The sequence below is a fragment of the Nocardia sp. CA-129566 genome, assembly GCF_050956075.1.
GTDB lineage: Bacteria > Actinomycetota > Actinomycetes > Mycobacteriales > Mycobacteriaceae > Nocardia.
The window spans coordinates 182,276-200,801 of record NZ_CP192085.1; the positions used below are offsets into that span (position 1 = coordinate 182,276).

21 protein-coding genes and 2 pseudogenes are annotated in these 18,526 nt (G+C 63.0%); 9 read left to right on the forward strand and 14 right to left on the reverse strand.

The features are described 5' to 3' along the window. Window positions 1–9 precede the first annotated feature (9 nt). The 7 genes from ACQP0C_RS00835 to ACQP0C_RS00865 all read right to left on the reverse strand — a co-directional run bounded on the left by ACQP0C_RS00835 (window position 10) and on the right by ACQP0C_RS00865 (window position 7,499). On the reverse strand, window positions 10–894 hold the full coding sequence (locus ACQP0C_RS00835) for an IS3 family transposase (RefSeq protein WP_433722626.1): 885 nt from the start codon (window positions 892–894) through the stop codon (window positions 10–12). Further along, on the reverse strand, window positions 891–1,193 hold the full coding sequence (locus tag ACQP0C_RS00840; protein ID WP_433722624.1) for a transposase: 303 nt from the start codon (window positions 1,191–1,193) through the stop codon (window positions 891–893). Before ACQP0C_RS00840 ends, ACQP0C_RS00835 begins: the two co-directional genes overlap by 4 nt. 997 nt (window positions 1,194–2,190) lie before the next feature. After that, window positions 2,191–3,636 carry an ATP-binding protein gene (locus ACQP0C_RS00845; protein WP_433729615.1) on the reverse strand — a complete coding sequence of 482 codons (1,446 nt, stop codon included), beginning with the start codon at window positions 3,634–3,636 and terminating at the stop codon, window positions 2,191–2,193. 1,551 nt (window positions 3,637–5,187) lie between these two features. After that, window positions 5,188–5,742 (reverse strand): hypothetical protein, encoded by a 555-nt coding sequence (locus tag ACQP0C_RS00850; protein WP_433729617.1) that lies wholly within the window; start codon window positions 5,740–5,742, stop codon window positions 5,188–5,190. 7 nt (window positions 5,743–5,749) lie between these two features. Continuing rightward, on the reverse strand, window positions 5,750–6,970 hold the full coding sequence (locus tag ACQP0C_RS00855; RefSeq protein WP_433729619.1) for a DUF6973 domain-containing protein: 1,221 nt from the start codon (window positions 6,968–6,970) through the stop codon (window positions 5,750–5,752). Then, window positions 6,970–7,263: a type VII secretion target gene (locus ACQP0C_RS00860; protein ID WP_433729621.1), complete on the reverse strand. Its 294-nt coding sequence runs from the start codon at window positions 7,261–7,263 to the stop codon at window positions 6,970–6,972. Before ACQP0C_RS00860 ends, ACQP0C_RS00855 begins: the two co-directional genes overlap by 1 nt. Next, entirely contained in the window at window positions 7,260–7,499 is a 240-nt protein-coding gene (locus ACQP0C_RS00865; protein WP_433729623.1) for a YbaB/EbfC family nucleoid-associated protein, read from the reverse strand. Before ACQP0C_RS00865 ends, ACQP0C_RS00860 begins: the two co-directional genes overlap by 4 nt. Before the next feature lie 209 nt (window positions 7,500–7,708). On the opposite strand from ACQP0C_RS00865, the gene ACQP0C_RS00870 reads away from it, so the two are divergent. Both ACQP0C_RS00870 and ACQP0C_RS00875 read left to right on the forward strand, forming a co-directional pair. Continuing rightward, window positions 7,709–7,945 (forward strand): hypothetical protein, encoded by a 237-nt coding sequence (locus ACQP0C_RS00870; RefSeq protein WP_433729625.1) that lies wholly within the window; start codon window positions 7,709–7,711, stop codon window positions 7,943–7,945. After that, window positions 7,942–8,528: pseudogene (locus tag ACQP0C_RS00875) on the forward strand (nucleotidyl transferase AbiEii/AbiGii toxin family protein). The gene ACQP0C_RS00870 and the pseudogene ACQP0C_RS00875 overlap by 4 nt, the downstream one beginning before the upstream one ends. 56 nt (window positions 8,529–8,584) lie before the next feature. On the opposite strand, the gene ACQP0C_RS00880 reads toward ACQP0C_RS00875, so the two are convergent. The 6 genes from ACQP0C_RS00880 to ACQP0C_RS00905 all read right to left on the reverse strand — a co-directional run bounded on the left by ACQP0C_RS00880 (window position 8,585) and on the right by ACQP0C_RS00905 (window position 12,844). Then, window positions 8,585–8,866 carry a hypothetical protein gene (locus ACQP0C_RS00880; protein ID WP_433729627.1) on the reverse strand — a complete coding sequence of 94 codons (282 nt, stop codon included), beginning with the start codon at window positions 8,864–8,866 and terminating at the stop codon, window positions 8,585–8,587. Between the two features lie 406 nt (window positions 8,867–9,272). Beyond that, on the reverse strand, window positions 9,273–10,448 hold the full coding sequence (locus ACQP0C_RS00885; protein ID WP_433729629.1) for a hypothetical protein: 1,176 nt from the start codon (window positions 10,446–10,448) through the stop codon (window positions 9,273–9,275). Then, on the reverse strand, window positions 10,445–10,777 hold the full coding sequence (locus ACQP0C_RS00890) for a hypothetical protein (RefSeq protein WP_433729631.1): 333 nt from the start codon (window positions 10,775–10,777) through the stop codon (window positions 10,445–10,447). Before ACQP0C_RS00890 ends, ACQP0C_RS00885 begins: the two co-directional genes overlap by 4 nt. 482 nt (window positions 10,778–11,259) lie before the next feature. Further along, window positions 11,260–11,730, reverse strand: coding sequence for a hypothetical protein (locus tag ACQP0C_RS00895; protein ID WP_433729633.1), 471 nt, complete (start codon window positions 11,728–11,730; stop codon window positions 11,260–11,262). Between the two features lie 93 nt (window positions 11,731–11,823). Beyond that, window positions 11,824–12,060: a hypothetical protein gene (locus ACQP0C_RS00900; protein WP_433729635.1), complete on the reverse strand. Its 237-nt coding sequence runs from the start codon at window positions 12,058–12,060 to the stop codon at window positions 11,824–11,826. Window positions 12,061–12,301: 241 nt separating this feature from the next. Then, a complete protein-coding gene (locus tag ACQP0C_RS00905) occupies window positions 12,302–12,844 on the reverse strand; it encodes a hypothetical protein (protein ID WP_433729637.1) in 543 nt (180 codons plus the stop codon). A 141-nt stretch (window positions 12,845–12,985) separates the two neighbouring features. On the opposite strand from ACQP0C_RS00905, the gene ACQP0C_RS00910 reads away from it, so the two are divergent. From ACQP0C_RS00910 to ACQP0C_RS00935, 6 genes are all read left to right on the forward strand, one after another. Then, a complete protein-coding gene (locus tag ACQP0C_RS00910) occupies window positions 12,986–13,624 on the forward strand; it encodes a recombinase family protein (RefSeq protein ID WP_433734816.1) in 639 nt (212 codons plus the stop codon). A 44-nt stretch (window positions 13,625–13,668) separates the two neighbouring features. Next, a complete protein-coding gene (locus ACQP0C_RS00915) occupies window positions 13,669–14,286 on the forward strand; it encodes a hypothetical protein (protein ID WP_433729639.1) in 618 nt (205 codons plus the stop codon). 160 nt (window positions 14,287–14,446) lie between these two features. Beyond that, complete coding sequence (locus ACQP0C_RS00920) at window positions 14,447–15,328, forward strand: hypothetical protein (RefSeq protein WP_433729641.1); 882 nt, start codon at window positions 14,447–14,449, stop codon at window positions 15,326–15,328. 26 nt (window positions 15,329–15,354) lie between these two features. Further along, entirely contained in the window at window positions 15,355–15,549 is a 195-nt protein-coding gene (locus ACQP0C_RS00925; RefSeq protein ID WP_433729643.1) for a hypothetical protein, read from the forward strand. 212 nt (window positions 15,550–15,761) lie between these two features. Next, window positions 15,762–16,235, forward strand: a complete 474-nt coding sequence (locus ACQP0C_RS00930; protein WP_433729645.1) for a hypothetical protein — start codon at window positions 15,762–15,764, stop codon at window positions 16,233–16,235. A gap of 563 nt (window positions 16,236–16,798) precedes the next feature. Next, the gene (locus tag ACQP0C_RS00935) at window positions 16,799–17,326 is read left to right on the forward strand and encodes a hypothetical protein (RefSeq protein WP_433729647.1); all 528 of its coding nucleotides are present in this window, start codon (window positions 16,799–16,801) and stop codon (window positions 17,324–17,326) included. 64 nt (window positions 17,327–17,390) lie between these two features. Here ACQP0C_RS00935 and ACQP0C_RS00940 read toward each other — a convergent pair. Beyond that, window positions 17,391–17,693, reverse strand: a pseudogene (locus ACQP0C_RS00940) (IS982 family transposase); the annotation flags it as partial. A gap of 256 nt (window positions 17,694–17,949) precedes the next feature. On the opposite strand from ACQP0C_RS00940, the gene ACQP0C_RS00945 reads away from it, so the two are divergent. Next, window positions 17,950–18,399 (forward strand): hypothetical protein, encoded by a 450-nt coding sequence (locus tag ACQP0C_RS00945; protein WP_433729649.1) that lies wholly within the window; start codon window positions 17,950–17,952, stop codon window positions 18,397–18,399. Window positions 18,400–18,526 lie beyond the last annotated feature (127 nt).

Consider the following 18,526-nt stretch of genomic DNA (forward strand, 5'->3'; position numbering starts at 1 on the left):
GACACGGGATCATGCCGCGATCTGACTGATTTCCCTGTACCCTAACGAATATTCTTGTGGCGTCAAATAATTGAGCGTCGAGTGCCTTCGTTGCGTGTTGTAGTACGACTCGATCCAGTCGAATGTCTCCCTCCTCAACGACGCCAGGGTCGGCCACGGACGGGTATGTACCAGCTCCTTCTTGTAGGTCGCGAAGAACGATTCCGCGACTGCATTGTCAAAGCATGAACCCGTGCGGCCGAGTGAACGCCGGACACCATTCTTCCGGCAGAAATCAGCGAATTCCCTTGACGTGTACTGGCTGCCGCGGTCGCTGTGAAATATCACTCCCGCCGGCGGCCGCCGCCGCGCCATGGCCATATCGAGAGCATCGGTGACCAGGCCGGTGCGCATGTGGTCGGCGATCGCCCAGCCGATGACCGCCCGGTTGTGCAGGTCGATCACGGTGGCCAGATATGCCCACCCGGCCCAGGTTTTCACGTACGTGATGTCGCCGCACCAGCGCTGATTCGCTGCCGCCGCGGTGAAGTCACGCCCCAGCAGATCCGGTGCATCGACCGGTTTGCAACCACGAATCGTGGTGCGCCGGAACGGTTTCGGATACCTGCCCCGCAGCCCTGTCGCACGCATCAGCCGCCACACCCGCTTGCGTGAGACCCGGTGCCCGGCAACGCGCAGCGCGGCGTGCACCCGGCGCACGCCCGGGTTGCCGCGCAGCTTGACGTGGATCGCGCGGATCAGCCGGATAAGCCCGGCGTCGGTGGTGTCGCGGTCGCTGGGACCGCGCCCACACCAGGCGTAATAGCCCGACCGTGACACCGCCAGCTCTTGGCACATGAACGCCACATCGAATTCACCCGAAGCCGCCCAGTCCGCAATCGCGGCGAATTTCACCGCTGGTCTTTCGCGAACCAGGTCGCAACTTTTTTTGCGAACGCGACCTGCATCTTCAACTCCGCGTTCTCCGCACGCAACCGCTCCAACTCGGCCCGCTCCGAGTCGGTCAGCGACTTATCCCCGGAACCATCCTCGGCTCCGGACTCCTTCGCCCTCTTCACCCATTTCCTCAACGTCATCTCGTGACAGCCGATATTGCGTGCCACCTCGGCCACCGGCCGCCCCTCACCCAGAACGAACGCTACCGCCTGAGCCTTGTACTCCTCGGTGAAACTACGCCGCGTCGAACCCAACACCAAACTCCCGTACTACCGGGCGACATCGACCCCCGTGTCCACCGAACCGGGAACGGTCCAGATGAAGCGATCGTTATATCGACTCCGTCGTAGTCCGTCTCATGACCCTTGATCGAGCAGCCCGCCGCAGCCGCGACCATCCGCACGAACGCCACGCTGAACTGTTCCTGCCGCGCGTTCATCGGTAAGCCATCGCGCCGCCGCACCACAGCACCTCCAGATCCCACCAGTCGATACCACCGCTTCGGACCCGAGACCGATACCCGAGCACTCACGAACCCGAACAGTACATCGCAGGGCGGAGCCCTCAGACGCGTTGCCGCTCAATACGACAACAGATCTGGCGAGCGCATGGGCAACTCACCGGGGACGAGCTGACTTGTCGGCCATCGATGTCGAGCGGGGGTCTCTCGGTATCCATCGAATGCAGTGACCACGCAAAGTCTCGTGACAGACTCGGTGCGGGACCAGTCCCGTGACCCGGTGCGGGAGACATCCCGTCACCCGGTGAGGTGGTGACGGCGTCACCACCCCGAAGATCACGGCGGGCAAAAGGCGTGGTGACTATGTCACCAGGCAGGTGGTAGCTTGGTGTCTCGTACCGTACTGAAAAGTTCTGAAAGGTCTGTTGAGGCCCAACATTTGGGTTGCCTCAGGCTATTGACCAGCCGAATCGTGAAGCGCCGGACCAGGGTTCAAGTCCTCCTAGGTCCGCCTGCATAAGTCCTGGTCATCGACCATTCAGGCAGCCTCGACTTTGTGCCGCGTCACCACGGCGATCACCACCTGGTTCGCCGGCCCACCCCCGCGCCTCCGGACGGCGTCTATGCCGGGATTTCATGGTGGTTCTCCAGGTCTGGACCGGGCCTAAAGAAGTTCCGGTTCGTTGCGGCACAGCCTTTGTCGGATGAAACGTAGCCCGAATGTTGATGATAGGACTTGGCGACAGCTGAATGATCTGGTCGACAGGTTGCTGGCAAACGTTGTGGCGGCTTCCTCAACTCCATGCGGAGAGCACGTCGGCGGCGTTCCATACCAGGTCGATGGTGTCGGCGAGGGTGCGCTCGATATCGGCTAAGGACACTGCGACCAATGCTGTTTCGTGTGGGACGAAGCCTGGAACGCTGGCGACCCCGCGAGTGAGTTCGGCTAGATCGTGGTGGTCGAATGGGGTGGCGAGCCATTTGATCGATCCGGCGAAGATCACCCGATTAGCAACGGGGGAGCGGTCGGTGCCGATGAGGTCTATCTCTGGGTTGAAGGCGCGGTTCCACCAGCCGCCGACTGCGGTGATGTCTTTCCAGGGCAGTGCTCCCGCGAGCGCGGTCAGTTCGAGCGCTTCTCGCACGAGGGGTTCGACGGCTTTGCCGCGCCATGAGGTCCAGCGTCGAGCGAACAACTCGTAGGCTGCGTCGACTCGCCCTCGCCGAACCAGGTCCTGAACCGAGCGCAGGGTTGCGAGGTAGAGCCGCAGGTTGCTGTCGGCGACTCGGTAGAGTGCTGGTTTCCCGGGTTTGATCGACAGTGGCTGGTCTACCGAGAGCACCTGCTTTTCTACTGAGAGTCGATGAAGTAGAGGCGATAACGTCCCGGAAGGCAATGCGCCACTGCGGCTGCCCGCCGAAGCCGCGATGGTGGCGTGGGTGCGTTCCCCGCTTCCGATCGCTTCGAGTACGCGTCGTGCTTGGTCGGGTGCGGGGAACTCGGCGAGGAGAGTGGCCTCGGGTACTCCGAACAGCGGCGCAGCAGGATCGTCGCATTCGCGTCGCACGAATTCGAGCGGCGACAGCCCATGCGGCCAGCTACGCAAGATGCCTGGCAGCCCGCCGGTGATCAAATGTGCGTCGATGCTCTCAGCGGCGTTGAGGCCGAGAGCGTGGCCGACTTCGGCTGGGTTGAGCGGATCGAGGATGAGGTTGTCTGCTCGCCCGTAGAACGGGCGGTCGTAGGCGGTGAGGCGTTCCATCATATGGATGTCGCTACCCAGGAGTAGCAGCAAAATCGGGCGTTGCTGCAGCAACCGGTCCCACGCCGTTTGCAACGCGCCGTCGAAGACCGTGTCTTGTTCTGCCAGCCAAGGTAGTTCGTCGATTACGACGGTTGTCGGCGTATCACCGAGCGTGGTGGCCAGGAGCCGGAAGGCGTCGGGCCAGCCGCCGATTGTCTCGGGGAGGGTCTCGGGATTCGCTGCGATCCCCGATCTTTTCAATTCCGCGAGAAACGTCGCCAGCGATTCGGATACCGGCATACCTTTCGTGGCGGTGAAGTACAGATACGGGACTTGCTCCGCGTCGCAGAACTCCTGAACCAGTCGCGATTTTCCGACCTGTCGCCGCCCTCTGATCGCAACGGCCACACCTCGGCGGGATTCCGCGACACGCTGCAAGCGAGTCCTCAGAAGTCCTAGCTCGGTTTTTCGGCCGACGAAACCTGATGCTGCCACCGGAGCCCCTAAGGTAATCCAAATCTATATAGACACGATCTATGTAGATACAATCTACATTATCAGCCGTGTTCGGCGGCTGTCCTTGCCGATGTGAGTAGCGGCGTTTGCGTCGGGGGTCGGGAACCCTACGGAGGTGTATCCGAGTGCGCGTTCGGTAGCGAGGATGCGGTGACCGGGTCAGTACGTCGTGGTAGTCGTGCATGGTGGCGGCGGTCTTGCCGGGGTGGGTCGGGTGATGCGTCCGACGTATTGGACGAGGCGCCTTTGAAAGACAAAGCATCCGGCACTCGGCATGAAGGCGGCTGCGAAAGAGCAGCTCCACGCCGACATCGTGGCCGACACACGGCTGGCCGGGCCAGCCATCCGAACCCAGCCGTGCTTCGCCGCCAACAAACCTCGGTGAGACTGTTCGCCCCAGCGATGCCTCGACTGAATCGGGCATCGATCCACCGACGTAGGTGGACTGCGGTACACCGATCCGGTGTCGGCAACGGGGCACCGTATCGCTACCAACATCGCGGCAACGGATCTGATCGAATTCCGCAGGGTGGGTAATATTTCACCCTGTACGGCAACGCCGCGTGATTCCTGACGTGGACCGACGCTAGCAATATCGTGTCGAGCGGTGCGACGAATCGTCGATGGGGTCTCGTGGTCGGGGGCAACCACCCGATCTTCAACGCCGAGTACAGGTCACCTGCCATCGACTCGATCCGGGTAGGCAACGCGCCCCGCCTCCCGAACCGGAAACGGGCGCGTTCGGTGTTTCGGGACTCCGGGGCATCGGCAGAACGAGATCTGCTGTGGGGCACGCGGTTTCGTCGGTGAGGGGCAAAATTTCGGGCAGTTCGAAATTGTGGCGCCGAGCCAGCCCGTGCATATTCAGCTCGTAGCGGTCGCGGCGCGTCCCTGCGAGATCCGTCCCGATCACACCTACGGCAGGCGGCCGACCCTCATCCACATTCATCGATGAACACCACCTCTGCCCAAGGAGTCGCCCGTGCGCTTGGGCGAACCCGCTCGAACCGACCGGTGTTAGCCGAATCAGGCCCCTTAGAAGCCGGTTTCAGGTGAGATCTCGCCTTGCGTTCGCGGGCTATGCGTTGTGCGATCTCGTCGACGCTGTGGCCCTTCGGAATCCGGCGCGGCCACAGCATGACCGCTCCGAAAACGAAACCGCAGAACGTAACCGCAATACCGGACGCGATTCCCTCACCCCGAATTTCGCAGCGGGCAAAGGGCTGGTGACTATGTCACCAGACAGGTGGTAGCTTGGTGCATCGCAACGTACTGAAGAGTTCTGAAAGGTCTGTTGAGGCCCGACATTTGGATTAGCTCAGCCGATTGACCACGGCTTTTGTGAAGCGTCCCAGTGGGTTCGAGCCCCGTCCAACTCGCAAACCGTTATCTACCAGCTGAAATGCGTTCGCGACCCCCTGTCGTGCGCTTTCGGCGGACCTGGTCGTTCCGCATGACGGTCAACCTCGCATGGTCGCGGGGGAACCTTTCCGGTGCCGCGGACGCTATCCCGCGATCCGCGGATTCGGCTCAATTCGCGGGAGCCACGCGGAGTTTGGGATCGGCGCCGGGTGAGTGCAGCGGGGTGAGCACGGTATCCGGGTACACGACTTTCGTACTCGTCCAGCGGAAGTCCAGTTCGTCATCGGTGGGGAACCACCAGGTCGCAACCCGCAAGGGGTACCCACCACGAATGAACAGGTAGTAGGCCGTCGTCGGCTTGTCATCGTTGTATGGGCCGGGCATGTTCTGCCAGCACATTCCGGGGGTATTCGCGAGTTCGTTCAGCTTTTCGGCTTTCATGCCCGGCGTAACGACCACCATGGTGTCCCACTCGTCCTGGAGACCGGCGGCTCGGGTGATCTCCACCATCTTGACCGGCACGTCACCGGAAGCCGCATGCCTCGCGGCGGTCAGCAGAGTGAAACCGCCACTTGGCGATGATCCGCCCGACCGCACGTCGAACGAAGCACGACAGTCGCTGCTCGCGGTCTCCCGGTTATCAGCGGACCGGTCCGGCCCGCATCCGGCAGCGAGCAGCACCGGTACCAAACCGGCGGCGAGGGCCAGGGCTGCGACTCTCATCAGATGATCACTTGCTCCCGGGTAGCGGAATGCCGACGCCTGCGGGCGATCCGGTCATCGCCTCGGTCACCCGATTGCTCCAGGTGATCTGCGGGGCGGGCAGTTGACTGCCATCGGCATTCGAAGTCTGGATGACTACTGCTTTGCCGTCTTTGATCTGCTGTCCGACCAGCGCGGCCAATTCCTCCGGAGTGGCTTTTGGGTTGGCTGCCCCGATCGCGCGCCCGATTTCATTGTTGTAGAGGTCCATTGCTTCACGCTGCGGCGTATTGCCGCCGGTCTTCTCGTGGGCCGTGGCGTAAGTTTGCGCCCAGTCCTCACCGAATTGTTGCGACATGAGAGCGTTCCAGTACATGTGCCGATAGGCATCACCTTGACCATCGGCCACCGAGTCCGGATACTCCGCCAAGGCGGCATTCCTGGCCAGGTCGGGGAGGGTGAGGGCTTTTGCGACCGCGTCGACGCCCTGGTTCTGCAGCAGATTCTCCATGGCCGAGATCTCTTCGGAGGTCATCAGCGAAGGGCTCACGTTTATGCCGTGATCCTTGAGGATGTCGGCTGGCCACCCGACCGGCCAGAGTCTCGGCAGCCCGGTGGAGACATCGGTTTGATAGTCCTCGAGGATTCGTGAGAGTTCCGGATCGTCCGGCTTGACGACTAGACCCTGCTTCACCCGGTCGGACAGCTTCTCGATTTCCTTGATGTAGATCTCCGCGCCTTCCTGATCGGCTCTTTGTACGAGCGTGAAGGCGGCCGAGATGAAGTTGTCCAGACGCCGGGTGACGATTTCCTTCGCAACGACTGCGACATCACCAAACGGGATGTGGTCGCGGTAGGTTTCGGCGTTCGATGTGCGGGACTTGACGTGGCCGTCCTCGGTGACGAACAGATCCCATCTCGACTCCTCGGCTTCGGCTTTGCGGGTTCGGATCGTCGAAATATTGGTTTCCAGGGTCGAGACCAGGGAGCTGAGCTTCGACGCCATCTGTTCGATGACGTCCGAGGTCTGAACAGTGTCGCTGCGATCGTCCTGGCCACGTCGCCGTGCGGCATCACCCGCCGAACTGTCGAAGTAGTCGCTGGACTGCTCTATCGCATTTCCCGCCGCGGTGGCCTCGGTCTCGATGAACTTGTAGGTCTCGTTCATCATGTCGACGACCTGACCGAGATAGCGCAGATCCCAGCCGAGCACCTTGGATATGGTCAGCGAATTGTCATCCGCCATCATCAGCCCCCGAGCTGCTTGAGTTGGGCAGCCCAGTCGGCATCTGTTTGCTCATAGACACCCGCGGCAGTCTCCACGCTGTCACAAAAGCTGCTCAGGCGGCGATTGTGGTATGCCAGCACGGTGTCCATCGCCTTCAGTGATTCCTCGACTTTGACAGCGAGGTTCGAACCCGCCATCCGCTCCCGAGCCAGATCACGGCTCACCTTCGCGATCGGCGTCTTCGTCGTGATCCTGCCCGCGTTCATGCGTACGTATGTGGCGAGGGCGCGCATCTTCGCGGGGTCGACGTTCACCTGGACTCCTCGAACAGTTGCACGGCTGCGGCTTCGGCGTTGCCCAGTGCGACACGGTGACGGTCGATAATGAGGTTGGCCAGGTGCTGAGGGCCGTTGTCCATCGCATAGTCGGCGATGTAGAGGTCGGTGATCCGACCACCAGCATCTGTCTCGATGCTCACGCTGCCGTCTCTGGAACGCGCGGAGCCACGCACCGCCGCGAGCCGCTCATTGATCCACTCGATCTCGAGCATTCGCTCATCGTTATTCATCGCTGTTCCCCCGTCGAGTGGCGCTCCCCGAGAGCCTACCTAGATCGGGCTTCGGCTACTGCCCAGGGGCTTCACGGCGCCTCGCGCGGTTGCGGCAATGACCATGCGACACTCCGTATTTACTCCATAACCCAAGTCCGGGACCAATCCCGTGATCCTGCGCGGGAAGGAGGTCTTCAGGGATCCGGGGCTTGAGCTGTTTCGGACGTAGGCTGGGTATCGCGGCAGAGGAATCGCCGGGCCAGCGACTGCGTCTCGCGTTGGAGATGTATGAGTTCGGTGTGCGTATGCAGCGTGCCCGAATACGTCGGATGCGACCGGAGGCCACCGAGGTGGAGGTGGACGAGGTTGTTCAGGACTGGCTGCTTTCACGTCCTGGCGCGCCACTCGGTGATGCGGCTGGCCATGCGTCGTCTCGGTTCGCATGAACCAACTCGAGGCGGCGCTGCGTCGTGCGGCGTCGGATCTTCGTCGGCATGGTTACGCCTGGGCGCTCGCCGGTGGCTTTGCGGTGTTGGCACGGTCGGCGCCACGGTTTACTCATGACATTGACGTAGCGGTGGCGGTTGCAGATGACCGCGGCGCTGAGGAATTGGTTCGTCTACTCATCGCCGAGGGCTACGGGTTCTATGCTTCGGTGGAGCACGATAACGGCAGGCTGGCTACCGTCGGCTGAAGCGCGCCATCGATAGCGTATCGGTCCTGGTCGACATCCTGTTCGCCAGTTCGGGAATTGAGTCCGAGATCGTGCAGGCCGCAGAGAACCTGGAGATCGTGCCCGGGTTGACGCGGCCGGTCGCGACTACTGGCCACCTCATCGTGCTCGAACTGTTGGCCCGAGACGATGTTTCCCGCCCACAGGATCTCGCAGATCTGCATGGCCTGCTGGCGGCGGCTTCCCAGGAGGACATCGCGCAGGCTGAGAGCGCCGTCCGTTTGATCACCGAACGCGGCTTCAATCGTGACCGTGTCTTGCTCGTGTCGCTGCATGAACTGACCTCGGCCTGCTGAGAGATCTCACCGCTGCCATTCAGCGAGTTCGGTTGCCCGGCTTGGGTGCGTATGGCTCATGTAGTTGTTGTTGTCGGCGGCGGCGGTGTGACGGCATTCCAGTTGTGGGGTTTGCGCGGGTCGGGGAATCCGAGGGTGACGTAGCCGGGTGCGCGTTTGTGTAGTGATGATGCGAGCACCGGGGTACGGATGTCGTGGTAGTCGTGGACGGTGGCGGTGGTCTTGTTGGGATGTGGTCGGGTGATGCGCCCGACGTATTGGACGAGGCGTCCTTTGAACGAGATAGGGGACGCGAGGAAGAGGGTGTCGAGGGCCGTGGTCGGTGGGCGGCAGCACATTTCCGGCGAGGTCCTTGATGGTCTCGCCGGTGCTGGCCGCGATATCCACCTGACCGTTGTTGAACCACAGCAGGTTGGCGTACCAGTCATCGGGATCGGGCTCGGGCGTCGGCTTGGTGAGCCGCTGGGCGCCGATGACCGCCAAGAGTTTCCTCGTACACCGTAGGATCATTTCGCGATGGTCGGGCTTCTCACGGTCGTAGCGTCTCGCGGTGGCGGGAAGCGTTCATCGCACAAATTCTCCCATCGCACCGCATCACCCCGACACCCGATCAAGCCAACCTCCCGAACCGCAGTTGCGACCGGACCCCGGCGAGGTCACGCTCTGCCCATGGCGAGTCGCCGCCCGTGTCGCCTCAATGCCGTTCACCCGTCTGCGGCACCGAAGTCGATCGCGCTCCGCCTATCAGCCCCGACTCGCCTCGATGTCGACGGTGACCAGACGTCTGATGAAGGCCGGCTTGCTGGTGTGCCGTTCACGCAATGCTCTCGCCTGCCGCGCGAAGACATCGGTGCGGCCGTCCCGTTCGGCGAGATCGCGCAGGTCGGTGAGCAGCTCGATCGCGGCGTCGTACTGGCCGGACTTCTTGGTCGCGACCATTACTTCAATTCGTTGCCAGGCACCGTCCTGGTCGCGGGCGAGTTCGTTCAACCGCCGTTCGCGTTGACGTGCCCGCCGGGCCTCGAGCCGAGCGTGCTGTTCCGCCCGGACAGCCGCCTCACGGCGTTCCCGCTCGCTCCGGTGTCGGGCCGTACCGTCGAGCAGGTCAGCGACGGTACGCCGTGGCGCCTGGTCGGGTGCGGCCGTCGTGGACTCGCGGAATCGGCGCAGAAGTTCCATATGAACACTCGCCGCGTCGTCACCGGCGACATCCAGCAACAGCCGATCTTTCTCTGCCACATCGAGATCGGCGATCCATGCGGCGAGCGCACGCGGATCATCGGCCACCGCGTCGAGATCGGGGCTCGCCGACGCCGCGACGTGCAGCAGATCGCGGTCCAGCCGCAGGAAGTCGGCCATCGCCCGCTGAGCGGCGGTGAGTGTACGCAGTCCCGGCGGCACCGGCGGCTCGAGTTGGTCATCATGATCGCGGCCGAAGGCCCACTCATCGCGTTCCCACATGCCGTACCCGGCCAACCAAGCCAAATACAGTGGTCGCAGATCTCCGGCGGCAAGATCGGCGCGTACTCCGACGATGGCCGACAACGAAGTCTGCGCGTCCTCCACCCAGTCACCGGACTCGTCCTCACTCGAGAAGCCGAGAATGATGTTCCTGCCGGATGTTTCGGCGGTGACACAGTCGCCGAGACAGTACTGTTCTGCCACCTCGGGACCGAGCAGTGTGCGCGGCAGTCGGAACATCAGCTGGCGAGTCCCCCAATTCGCCAGATATAGGTGCGCGTCGTAGTAGCGCTCGACCATCCGACGTATATCACCCCGGAAACTGCCCCAGTGGTATTCGTTGATGAAGCTCGTGGCGGTGATGCGCGCCCGGGTGGACAAGGCTCGCACCTCCGCCTGCTGACGGTCGTCCAGCGGGCGGTCGAGGGCGACGAACTCGTAGTACTGGTACTCACTCACGACGGCACCTCGAACGGCTCTGCGGTGAAAGCGGAGTCATCGCCGAGATGGAAGAACAGGTGTCCGCGCAGCGTGGCAGATTCGGTCAGGACAGCCCAGCCGCGACCGTTGACCGGCTCCCCCTCGTCATCACCTTCCCAACTGAACTCCACGCACTCACGACCATCACGGATCCCGATACAGCAATCCATCCACCCGTGCACGGCGATGAATCCGAACTCACCCGTCCCACCAGAGTGGAACTCCATGAATCCAGGCTCGACAAGATCGATGGCTTCGCGATCCCACAAGTCCATCGCCACGATGCGCCAACGTCCCGCCACAGTCATCGACATTCCCGTCCATTTGTGTCCAACATCCCGGCGAGGATAGCCATGGTCATGCCACTGCCGGTCGGTGACCGGTCACCCCCGAACACTATGTGGCACATCAGGTTCAATGATGCAGTGACCAAGCCAGTCCCGTGATCCGGTGCAGACATCCCGTCACCCGGTGAGGGGTGGGGACATAGTCACCACCCCGAAGATCGCAGCGGGCAAAAGAGGTGGTGTCTATGTCACCAGACAGGTGGTAGCTTGGTGACCCGCAACGTACTGAAAAGTTCTGAAAGGTCTATTGAGGCCCAACATTTGGGTTGGCTCAGGCGATTGACCACGGCTTTCGTGAAGCGCCGCAGCAGGTTCGAATCCCGTCATCCGCTCCACGAAAGCACCAGGTCAATGGCGTGAGCCGCCCTGGTGTAGGTGTGCATGTCACCACTTGCGGTCACAACGGCTTCTCAGGGCACCCACCGGCTCTGGAGGCTTCATACTCACACCACGCCCGCGACCCGGGCATGGTGCAGCGCCCGTCGCGTCCGGTCACCGACGGCATGAATGCCCTCGCCGATCTGGTCGACCGCATCGAGCGAACGCGCGCGGAACTGGTAGCCATGCTGGTCGACGCCGGTGAACTGATCGCCGAGATCACCGACCCCGCGGTCATCGACCGCGAGATCGCCGAGATTCGACGCGACGCGACTGTCCGCATCGCCGCCGCCGAACAGGCTCGCGCCGACGCGGAGAAAGCGGCCACGGCCATGGCGCGTCGGCTCGAACGCCCGGTCGAACTCGAGGAGCTGGCCCTGGCCGCCGCCGATGAAGCCGCCGAGGAAGCACAGCAGGTCAAAGACCTTGCCGCACAAGCTGCTACCGATGCACAAGAGCGCATTGCCGAGGTAGAGGCTGATCGCGACCGGGTATACGAGGAGGCCGAAGCTGTATTGAAGGAAATGCGCGGACACCTCGACGCTGCCCGCGCAGCACAGGCCCACGCCGAAGGCGAACGAGACGCCGCGGTCACCAACGCCAAAACTTCAGCTCAGGCGAACGCGACCCTACGACAGCGACTCGAGGACCAGGCCACCGAACACCGACATCAGCTCGAACAACGCGATATGGAGTACTCCCGAGCGATCACCGCCGCCCACGCCATGGCCCACCGCGCCGCCCGCGAACACCGCGACCAAGTCAGCGAGATCCTGCGGACATACCGCGGGCAGATCAGTCCGATGCACACCGATCGCCAGGTCGAACAGAGCACGGCCGCTGCCGACTCGGTCGTCCCACAACATCAGCGGACTGTCAGATAGTTCATCTGACAGTCCCAACATCCCGCCGTCTGCCGAAGTCTGAAGATGGACCGAGCGCGAGCGTTTCGCCTTCACGCCGTGAACTACGACGCCACGGCATGGTGGTATCCGCGCGGCTCCGTCCGGGTCATATCCATCGTTGCAAGGTTCTGATCGCCGATAAGTGAACCTGCCCAGAGGCCACGGCCTCGCCCAGTCGGACGTGGATGGTGAAGACGGTGCGTCAGCTGGTCGCGGAGTCGATCGAGATGTCGTTGTGCTGTCGACCTGGTCCAACGCCAGCGGTTGACCAGTCGAGGGAACGGAAGCCGATATCACGTCTCGCCGCGTCGATGAACTTTCGACGCGAGTCCCAATACCGTTCTCGCCATGCAGCGAAGCGTTGAGCATCAAGGTCACGACCGAGAGGCTCTGCGTCGCGCCGCATCCTCGCCCAGAGGAAGGCTGCGTCCCCAGCCACCACGTCACCTGCCAAAAGCCGTAGGTTTTCGAGGGCGGCTTGCGCATTTCGGGAGGGTATTTCGTGGAGGCTCTGGGTTGCTTCCACTGGCGTCATCGTTCCAGCACGTTGCGTTCGGTGTATCGCAAGGATCTGTACATACATGTCGTGCACAGCGACGAGGAATTCAACGTAGGCCTGCCGCCGGACCGTTGCCAGCCGCTCTGATGATTCCCTTCGATAGCTGAGACTCTGCGTGGTGTATGAACCCAAAACCCCCACCACTGCACCAAGAAGCGTGCCCACTACAGCGATCAACGACTGCATGAGACAACTCAAGCACTCGTTCGAGGCAGTTTGTCCTAGACACACTGCTGTTGGGCCCCGGAATCCTGAAGCTGTCAGGAAGTGCAAAGTAGCTTCGATTCACCGGGATTCGTCCAGCGTGGTCGTTCCGCTTCCTTGGAAGTGGAACGGCTTGCCAGGGCGAGAGACACACCGAATGCGATCGGCGGAGGCGGCGCGCTCGTCGGCAACGGCCACGTCTCCACCAAGGGCCAGAACCTCGACCGCCAGCTACTCGCCCTGCGCGAGGCCGGATGCCAGAAGATCTTCTCCGACAAGAAGTCCGGCAAGAGTGTCGAGCACGAGGAACTCGCCAAGCGCCTCGACTACCTCCGCCCGGGCGACACCCTGGTAGTGCCGTCACTGGATCGGCTCGGCCGCTCCCTGCAGGACCTCATCGCGATCGTGGCCGGACTTCGCCGCCGCGGCATCGGATTCCGGTCCCTGCACGAAGCCCTCGGCACCACCACCCCCGGCGGGCGCCTGGTCTTCCACGTCTTCGCTGCCCTGGCCGAATTCATTCGCGAGCTCATCGTGGACGGCACCAACGAGGGCCTGCCCGCCGCACGCGCCGGCGGGCAACGCCTGGGCCGCCCGCCGGCCGTGAGTGCCGAGCAGATCCGCCAAGCCCGCGCGATGCTCACCCAGCCCGACGAATCGGTGTCCTCGATCGCCCGCATGCCCGGAGTCTCTCGCTCCACGATCTACAAGTACGCACCCGAGATCAGCGCCAGCAGCACCACGGGCCAGCTGGGAGGGTGAACCGCAAAGCGCCCCGAGTTGGTGTGCTGCAGATAATCGTCTGTGTGAGTGTGGAATTGGTGTCCATGATCAGCGCGCTCGCAGGCGTCGCTGGGTCGCTCGGCGGCATCGTAGTTACGCAGCGGTACGCGATCCGCGGCAAGCAACTGGACGCGCAAAATCAGCGTCGCAGAGAGGTCGAAGAAGCTCGGCTGGCGATGTACGCCGAATACAACCGCGCAGCCCGGGGGTACCGGACCGCAGCGCTGGATTACCTCGAAAATCCGGGGCGAACTCTCGAGGTGGTCAGGTCGAAGCGGGCCGACTACCGCGATTTGTACGCCATGGCGCAGATATCGCTGCCCGACTCTGTACTGACTGTCGCGTCGGAGGTGAGCAACTGCCTGGATCGCACTTACGACGCGCTGTGCGCCCTCGACGCCGGCCGTACCGATGCCTTCACCGCTGAGAGCCTGCTGGTCTGGGTGAAAGGCCCACTCAACGACGGCATTCATCTCCTCCTGACCGCCTTGCGCGTGGACCTCGGCATATCGGGCAACAGGGACAACATCGCCAGTCAGCTGCGGGCGCTCACTGCAACGAGGCGGGCAAAGTTCGCTCGCGTCACGCCGACCGGGACGACGAGTCGCCCCGGACCCGGCCCAGATTCGCCCGACTGGTAGGGGTTCCGGTAGTAACTGGGTTCAAGTCCATCGGCTCTGACCGCCGAGAACCGCTGCGATGGGAGTCTTATCGGGGGTCAGACGGGTGGAACCGCTGGACCGCACAGCACGCGCACACAAATCATCCCGGTCTCACCCGTGAGTGCGAGAAGATCTGAGAATGATGCTTGCGGCTGCCGATGTCACGACCGCGGTTGTCTCCTCTGCGGTGGTCGCCGCCATCGTCGGTGCTGTGAGCAGCTTCTTTACCCAGCGATATCTGCTTGTGCGGAAGGCACAGCTCGATGCCGACGCTATGGACCGCCAAGCTCGCATCGCGTACGAGTCGATGGCTCGACAGCGCCTCTACGAGGCGATCGGACCTTTGCGCATGCAGTTGCTCTACAGTGCGCGCGATGCGATCCACCGAATCGTCGGGCATGTGCGGGCGGGGATGGATTGGAACATGGATCCCTCCGCGGATTACGGACGAAGCACCATCTATCGGCTTCTGTGTCCGCTCGCGGTCGCACAGCTGATCGAGCGCGCAGTGGGTGCCGCGGACTTCAGCGTCGATGCGGGGGCTCTGGGCCTGCTGCGATTCGGGGCGACATCGGAACGCATGCTGTCCAGTGACAACGTCGTGTTGGACCACCCGGATGTCGATTGGGCGCGGCAGACCCAACATCTGTTTCGAGACAATCTTCGCGCGGCCGCGGCGCGCCTCATCGACGACGATCACGACCGGCCGATCGTGATCAGCTACGACCGCTTTCTCGAGGAGGTACCCGATCCCGCTCGAGACCCTGAGCTGGAGGCGCTCGCAGCGATTCTGAGCCAGTGCAGCCGACACATGGGCGAGAACCCGCTCTTCTGGCTCCGGCTGGTCGGCTACGCCTATGCGTGCGGTGAACTCGTCCGTACGCAGGGCGTCCCTCTCGGGTTCGCCACACCGACGATCGACCCCGCGATGCTGTTGCGGAAGACCGGCGATGAGTACATCTCGAGGCATATCGACGACTATGTCGCGGCAATGCGTCGAGTGGCCGACGAAGGCCTTTAGCACAAGTCGCTGGCTCCTTGTTCGACGTGGACACCTGTGAGGCTGTTACCGACAAGGTCTTCCTCGACCATCTACTCCTCGTCGGCATCGCGATCAGCCCCGCGGCAACGGAACGTGTTCTCGCACTCGACTTCGCAATCGGCGCTGACAAGCCCACCGACCAGCTGCTTGTCGCGGCGTGGGATCGGAACAACACCGTTACCGTCCACCACGAAAGTTGAGCCCGGCGTATCACCCGTCAGCAGGCGCTACGCCATGTCGAAAGGGCTGGGCACCGAGCAGCGCGCCAAGACCGGTCCGCACACGGCCGTCGCCGGTTGGGACAATTCCTGTGGCTGAAGCAGAGCCGAGGCAGACAGGATCGCTGCCGCACCCGATCCGGGCACGCCCATGCGGAGCAGCGAAGGCCATGGTGAGCTAGGTTGTGGCGGCCATGAGGAGTCGCGATGAGGTCACCCACCGAATCGATCAGGTGTTCGCGGGCTCGCCGCCGCGCACCGAGGACGAACTTGCACCGCCGAGCATCGACGCGCCGTACGTCATCGCGCATTTTCACGGCCGCTCGAGCGCGGACATCAACCGCTCGAGCTTTCTGCCCGGCCTGCACATGGAAGACTTCACGTACATGACCGCGCAGGCCGTCGAGTACTACCTCCCGGCGGTGCTGAAGCTGATGCTGATCCAACCCTACGACTTCGAACTCTGGATCCATCTCAGCAGCTTTCTCGGCAGTGCGCGACGCGACGACGAGACGACCCTGCGCGGCCTGCGCCCCGCACAGCACGCCGCGATCGCGGACTGGCTCGAGTTCCTGTCCCGCGAGATCGACGAGGGGATCGGATTCGATCGCAAAGCCGCCGCGAAGCTGGCGCGGCTCTATCGGCAGCTCGCGAACGCCGCGGGGTAGCCAGGCGCGCCCGCGCGCCGCGTTCGGCGCAGCGACACCCCGTCGACCAGATGCAGCCGTGCCGCACCTGGGACCGAACCACCGAACCCGACCAAATCCGCCCACCTCCATCAGTCGCATCAGATGCGAGAAAGTCGCATCGTATGCGGGTCGTAGAGGAATCAGCAGGCAGTTGAGTCGGACTGATCGTTCCGGCACCCTCAGCCGTCTATCCTCATCGGTGCCGACACAACCGAATTCCACTGGCAGACACAACAATTGCCGACCTCGGTCACGCCGATGCGCATACTGTCGTGAGTTCGCATTCGATGCAATTGACGGCGGAAGTAGTTATCGCCGAAAAACCAACGGATATGGCCTTGCGCCTGCACTCATGTGCGCAGAGGACGCCGTGCAGTCGACTTCGAACATCGACAGGCGGCCCCCATGCCTGCGACCGCAAACGCGATTGGGCCGTCAGGCATAGGTGTAGGGCAGTGAGTTGCTGGTGCGAGTAAATCGAAGGTCGCCGGGCTCATGCTGTGATCGCTTGGTCGGCAGCCGGACCTGGAATACTTGCCGCCGTGCTCACGGTGAAGATGAACGATCTGGCGGCCACGACGCTGGCTGTGCTGTCGGGATTCGGAGGCATGGAGCCTTCGGGAGGATTGGCTGCCGGTTTGTGTGAGCAGGCTGGGCACGGAATCGTCCGCCGTGGTGGGGTGGTGACGTGGGCCGACTCCACTGCCGATGTTGGCAACGCGCCGTCGTTCTTCCCCGACTTGTCCGGCTGGGAGGCCAGCGACAGTTCGTTTCATCTCGAGGACTTCGTCTCGGTTGGCGTAGCTGTTGTTGATGACCAGCCACTGATCGACGAGGGCGATCAGCGGATTTTGCTGATGCACGGCGTCACGTTGGCGCGGGTGATGAGCCGCCTGGTCTACGAACTCGACCCGCCTACTGCGGTGCGCTTCATCGTCGGCGCGAACGAGACCAACGCCACGTTCCGGTTTCATCGAATCCGCAGCGGCGAGAGCTGGAACACCCCCGACCTGGATAGCTACCAACAGGACAAACTGGTCGTCGTCGACGTCGAACCACTCGGCACCTGAAGTACACGCGGGCGGTCCGAGTCAATGGTCGTAGGCGATCAACGACCGGGTGACCGGTGGGCAGCCAGAAATCGGTGGAACGGGCCAGCATCCGGATCACCTGCTTCACCAGCCCCAGCGCGGCCCGCAGGCGTTTGTTGTAGCCGGACTGCTGCGGCAGGTACGGGAACATCGCACCCAGATGCGTGCGGGCATACCGCAGCCAGTGTGCCTCGGAAGTGAACCCCAGCAGCGACTGGGCCACCGCCAGGCTCACCAGTTCCGAGTCGGTCAGCACCGGCGGACGTCCAGTCCAGCGGGAACCAGGCAACTCGTCATCGATTTTCACGTACAGTGCGGTTACGAGGGCGTCCAGATCGTTCGTCACACAGTGATCTTCGGCGCCCTCCGTCCATGTCCGGACATCACCGGGACTTCGGACTCACTCGTCTAGGCGCAGGTGTTGAGAAAACGATCAATTCCCAACACCCGCAGGCGTTCTCAGTGGCGAGATTCGGCCGATGCAGCGCGGGGTTGGGGTGGCTTCGATCAGAATCGAGCGATGCTCGGGTGGGTGAGCGCCGTTGGCGCCCAAGCACGTAGGAAGACGACCGCGTTGCGCGCGCTTGTGAATAAGGACTCTCGTGCGGCAGTCAGCCGCCGCGAGCCGGATCCGGTTGTTCCCCGCGGTCGGACTCGCACTCGCCACCGGATTCGTCGTGGCCTTCGCCGCTTACGGATTCCTGCGATGGATCACCCCCGTCGACACGACCAAGGCCGCCGCCGAGATCGACGTCACCCGCGTCGCATTGACCGTCGTCGCCGGAGTCGGCGGCGTCGTCGCATTGGTGATCGCCTACCGGCGCCAACGCGACCTGGAGCAGAGCCGGTTCGTCGAACGCTTCGGCGTCGCGGCCGCCCAACTCGGCGCGACCGATGTCGCGGTCCGCATCGCCGGGGTCTACGCCATGGCGGGTGTCGCCGACGAATCCGACGGACTACGCCGCCAGCAATGCATCGACGTCCTCTGCGGATACCTCCGACTGCCTTACAGCCCTGAACTCGGCGGCAACCTTTCAGGTAATCGGCGATGACGCGGACGATGGTGGCGCGAACTTCACGGTCGTTCTGCCGGTATTCGAAGTGGTCCTCATCCTCTCCAGCGTCTGTGGTGCCTACCGCGCGCTTCTGCACGTGTTTTGGTCTGGTTGAGTCATGTGA

Bases quoted from the DNA above. Each gene is read 5' to 3' on its own strand.
- ACQP0C_RS00850 (WP_433729617.1), bottom strand. From the start codon at position 5,742: ATGAGAGTCGCAGCCCTGGCCCTCGCCGCCGGTTTGGTACCGGTGCTG.
- ACQP0C_RS00855 (WP_433729619.1), bottom strand. From the start codon at position 6,970: ATGATGGCGGATGACAATTCGCTGACCATATCCAAGGTGCTCGGCTGG.
- ACQP0C_RS00865 (WP_433729623.1), bottom strand. From the start codon at position 7,499: ATGCTCGAGATCGAGTGGATCAATGAGCGGCTCGCGGCGGTGCGTGGC.
- ACQP0C_RS00880 (WP_433729627.1), bottom strand. From the start codon at position 8,866: ATGTGCTGCCGCCCACCGACCACGGCCCTCGACACCCTCTTCCTCGCG.
- ACQP0C_RS00890 (WP_433729631.1), bottom strand. From the start codon at position 10,777: ATGACTGTGGCGGGACGTTGGCGCATCGTGGCGATGGACTTGTGGGAT.
- ACQP0C_RS00900 (WP_433729635.1), bottom strand. From the start codon at position 12,060: ATGTTGTGGGACGACCGAGTCGGCAGCGGCCGTGCTCTGTTCGACCTG.
- ACQP0C_RS00905 (WP_433729637.1), bottom strand. From the start codon at position 12,844: ATGCAGTCGTTGATCGCTGTAGTGGGCACGCTTCTTGGTGCAGTGGTG.
- ACQP0C_RS00920 (WP_433729641.1), top strand. From the start codon at position 14,447: ATGATGCTTGCGGCTGCCGATGTCACGACCGCGGTTGTCTCCTCTGCG.
- ACQP0C_RS00930 (WP_433729645.1), top strand. From the start codon at position 15,762: ATGAGGAGTCGCGATGAGGTCACCCACCGAATCGATCAGGTGTTCGCG.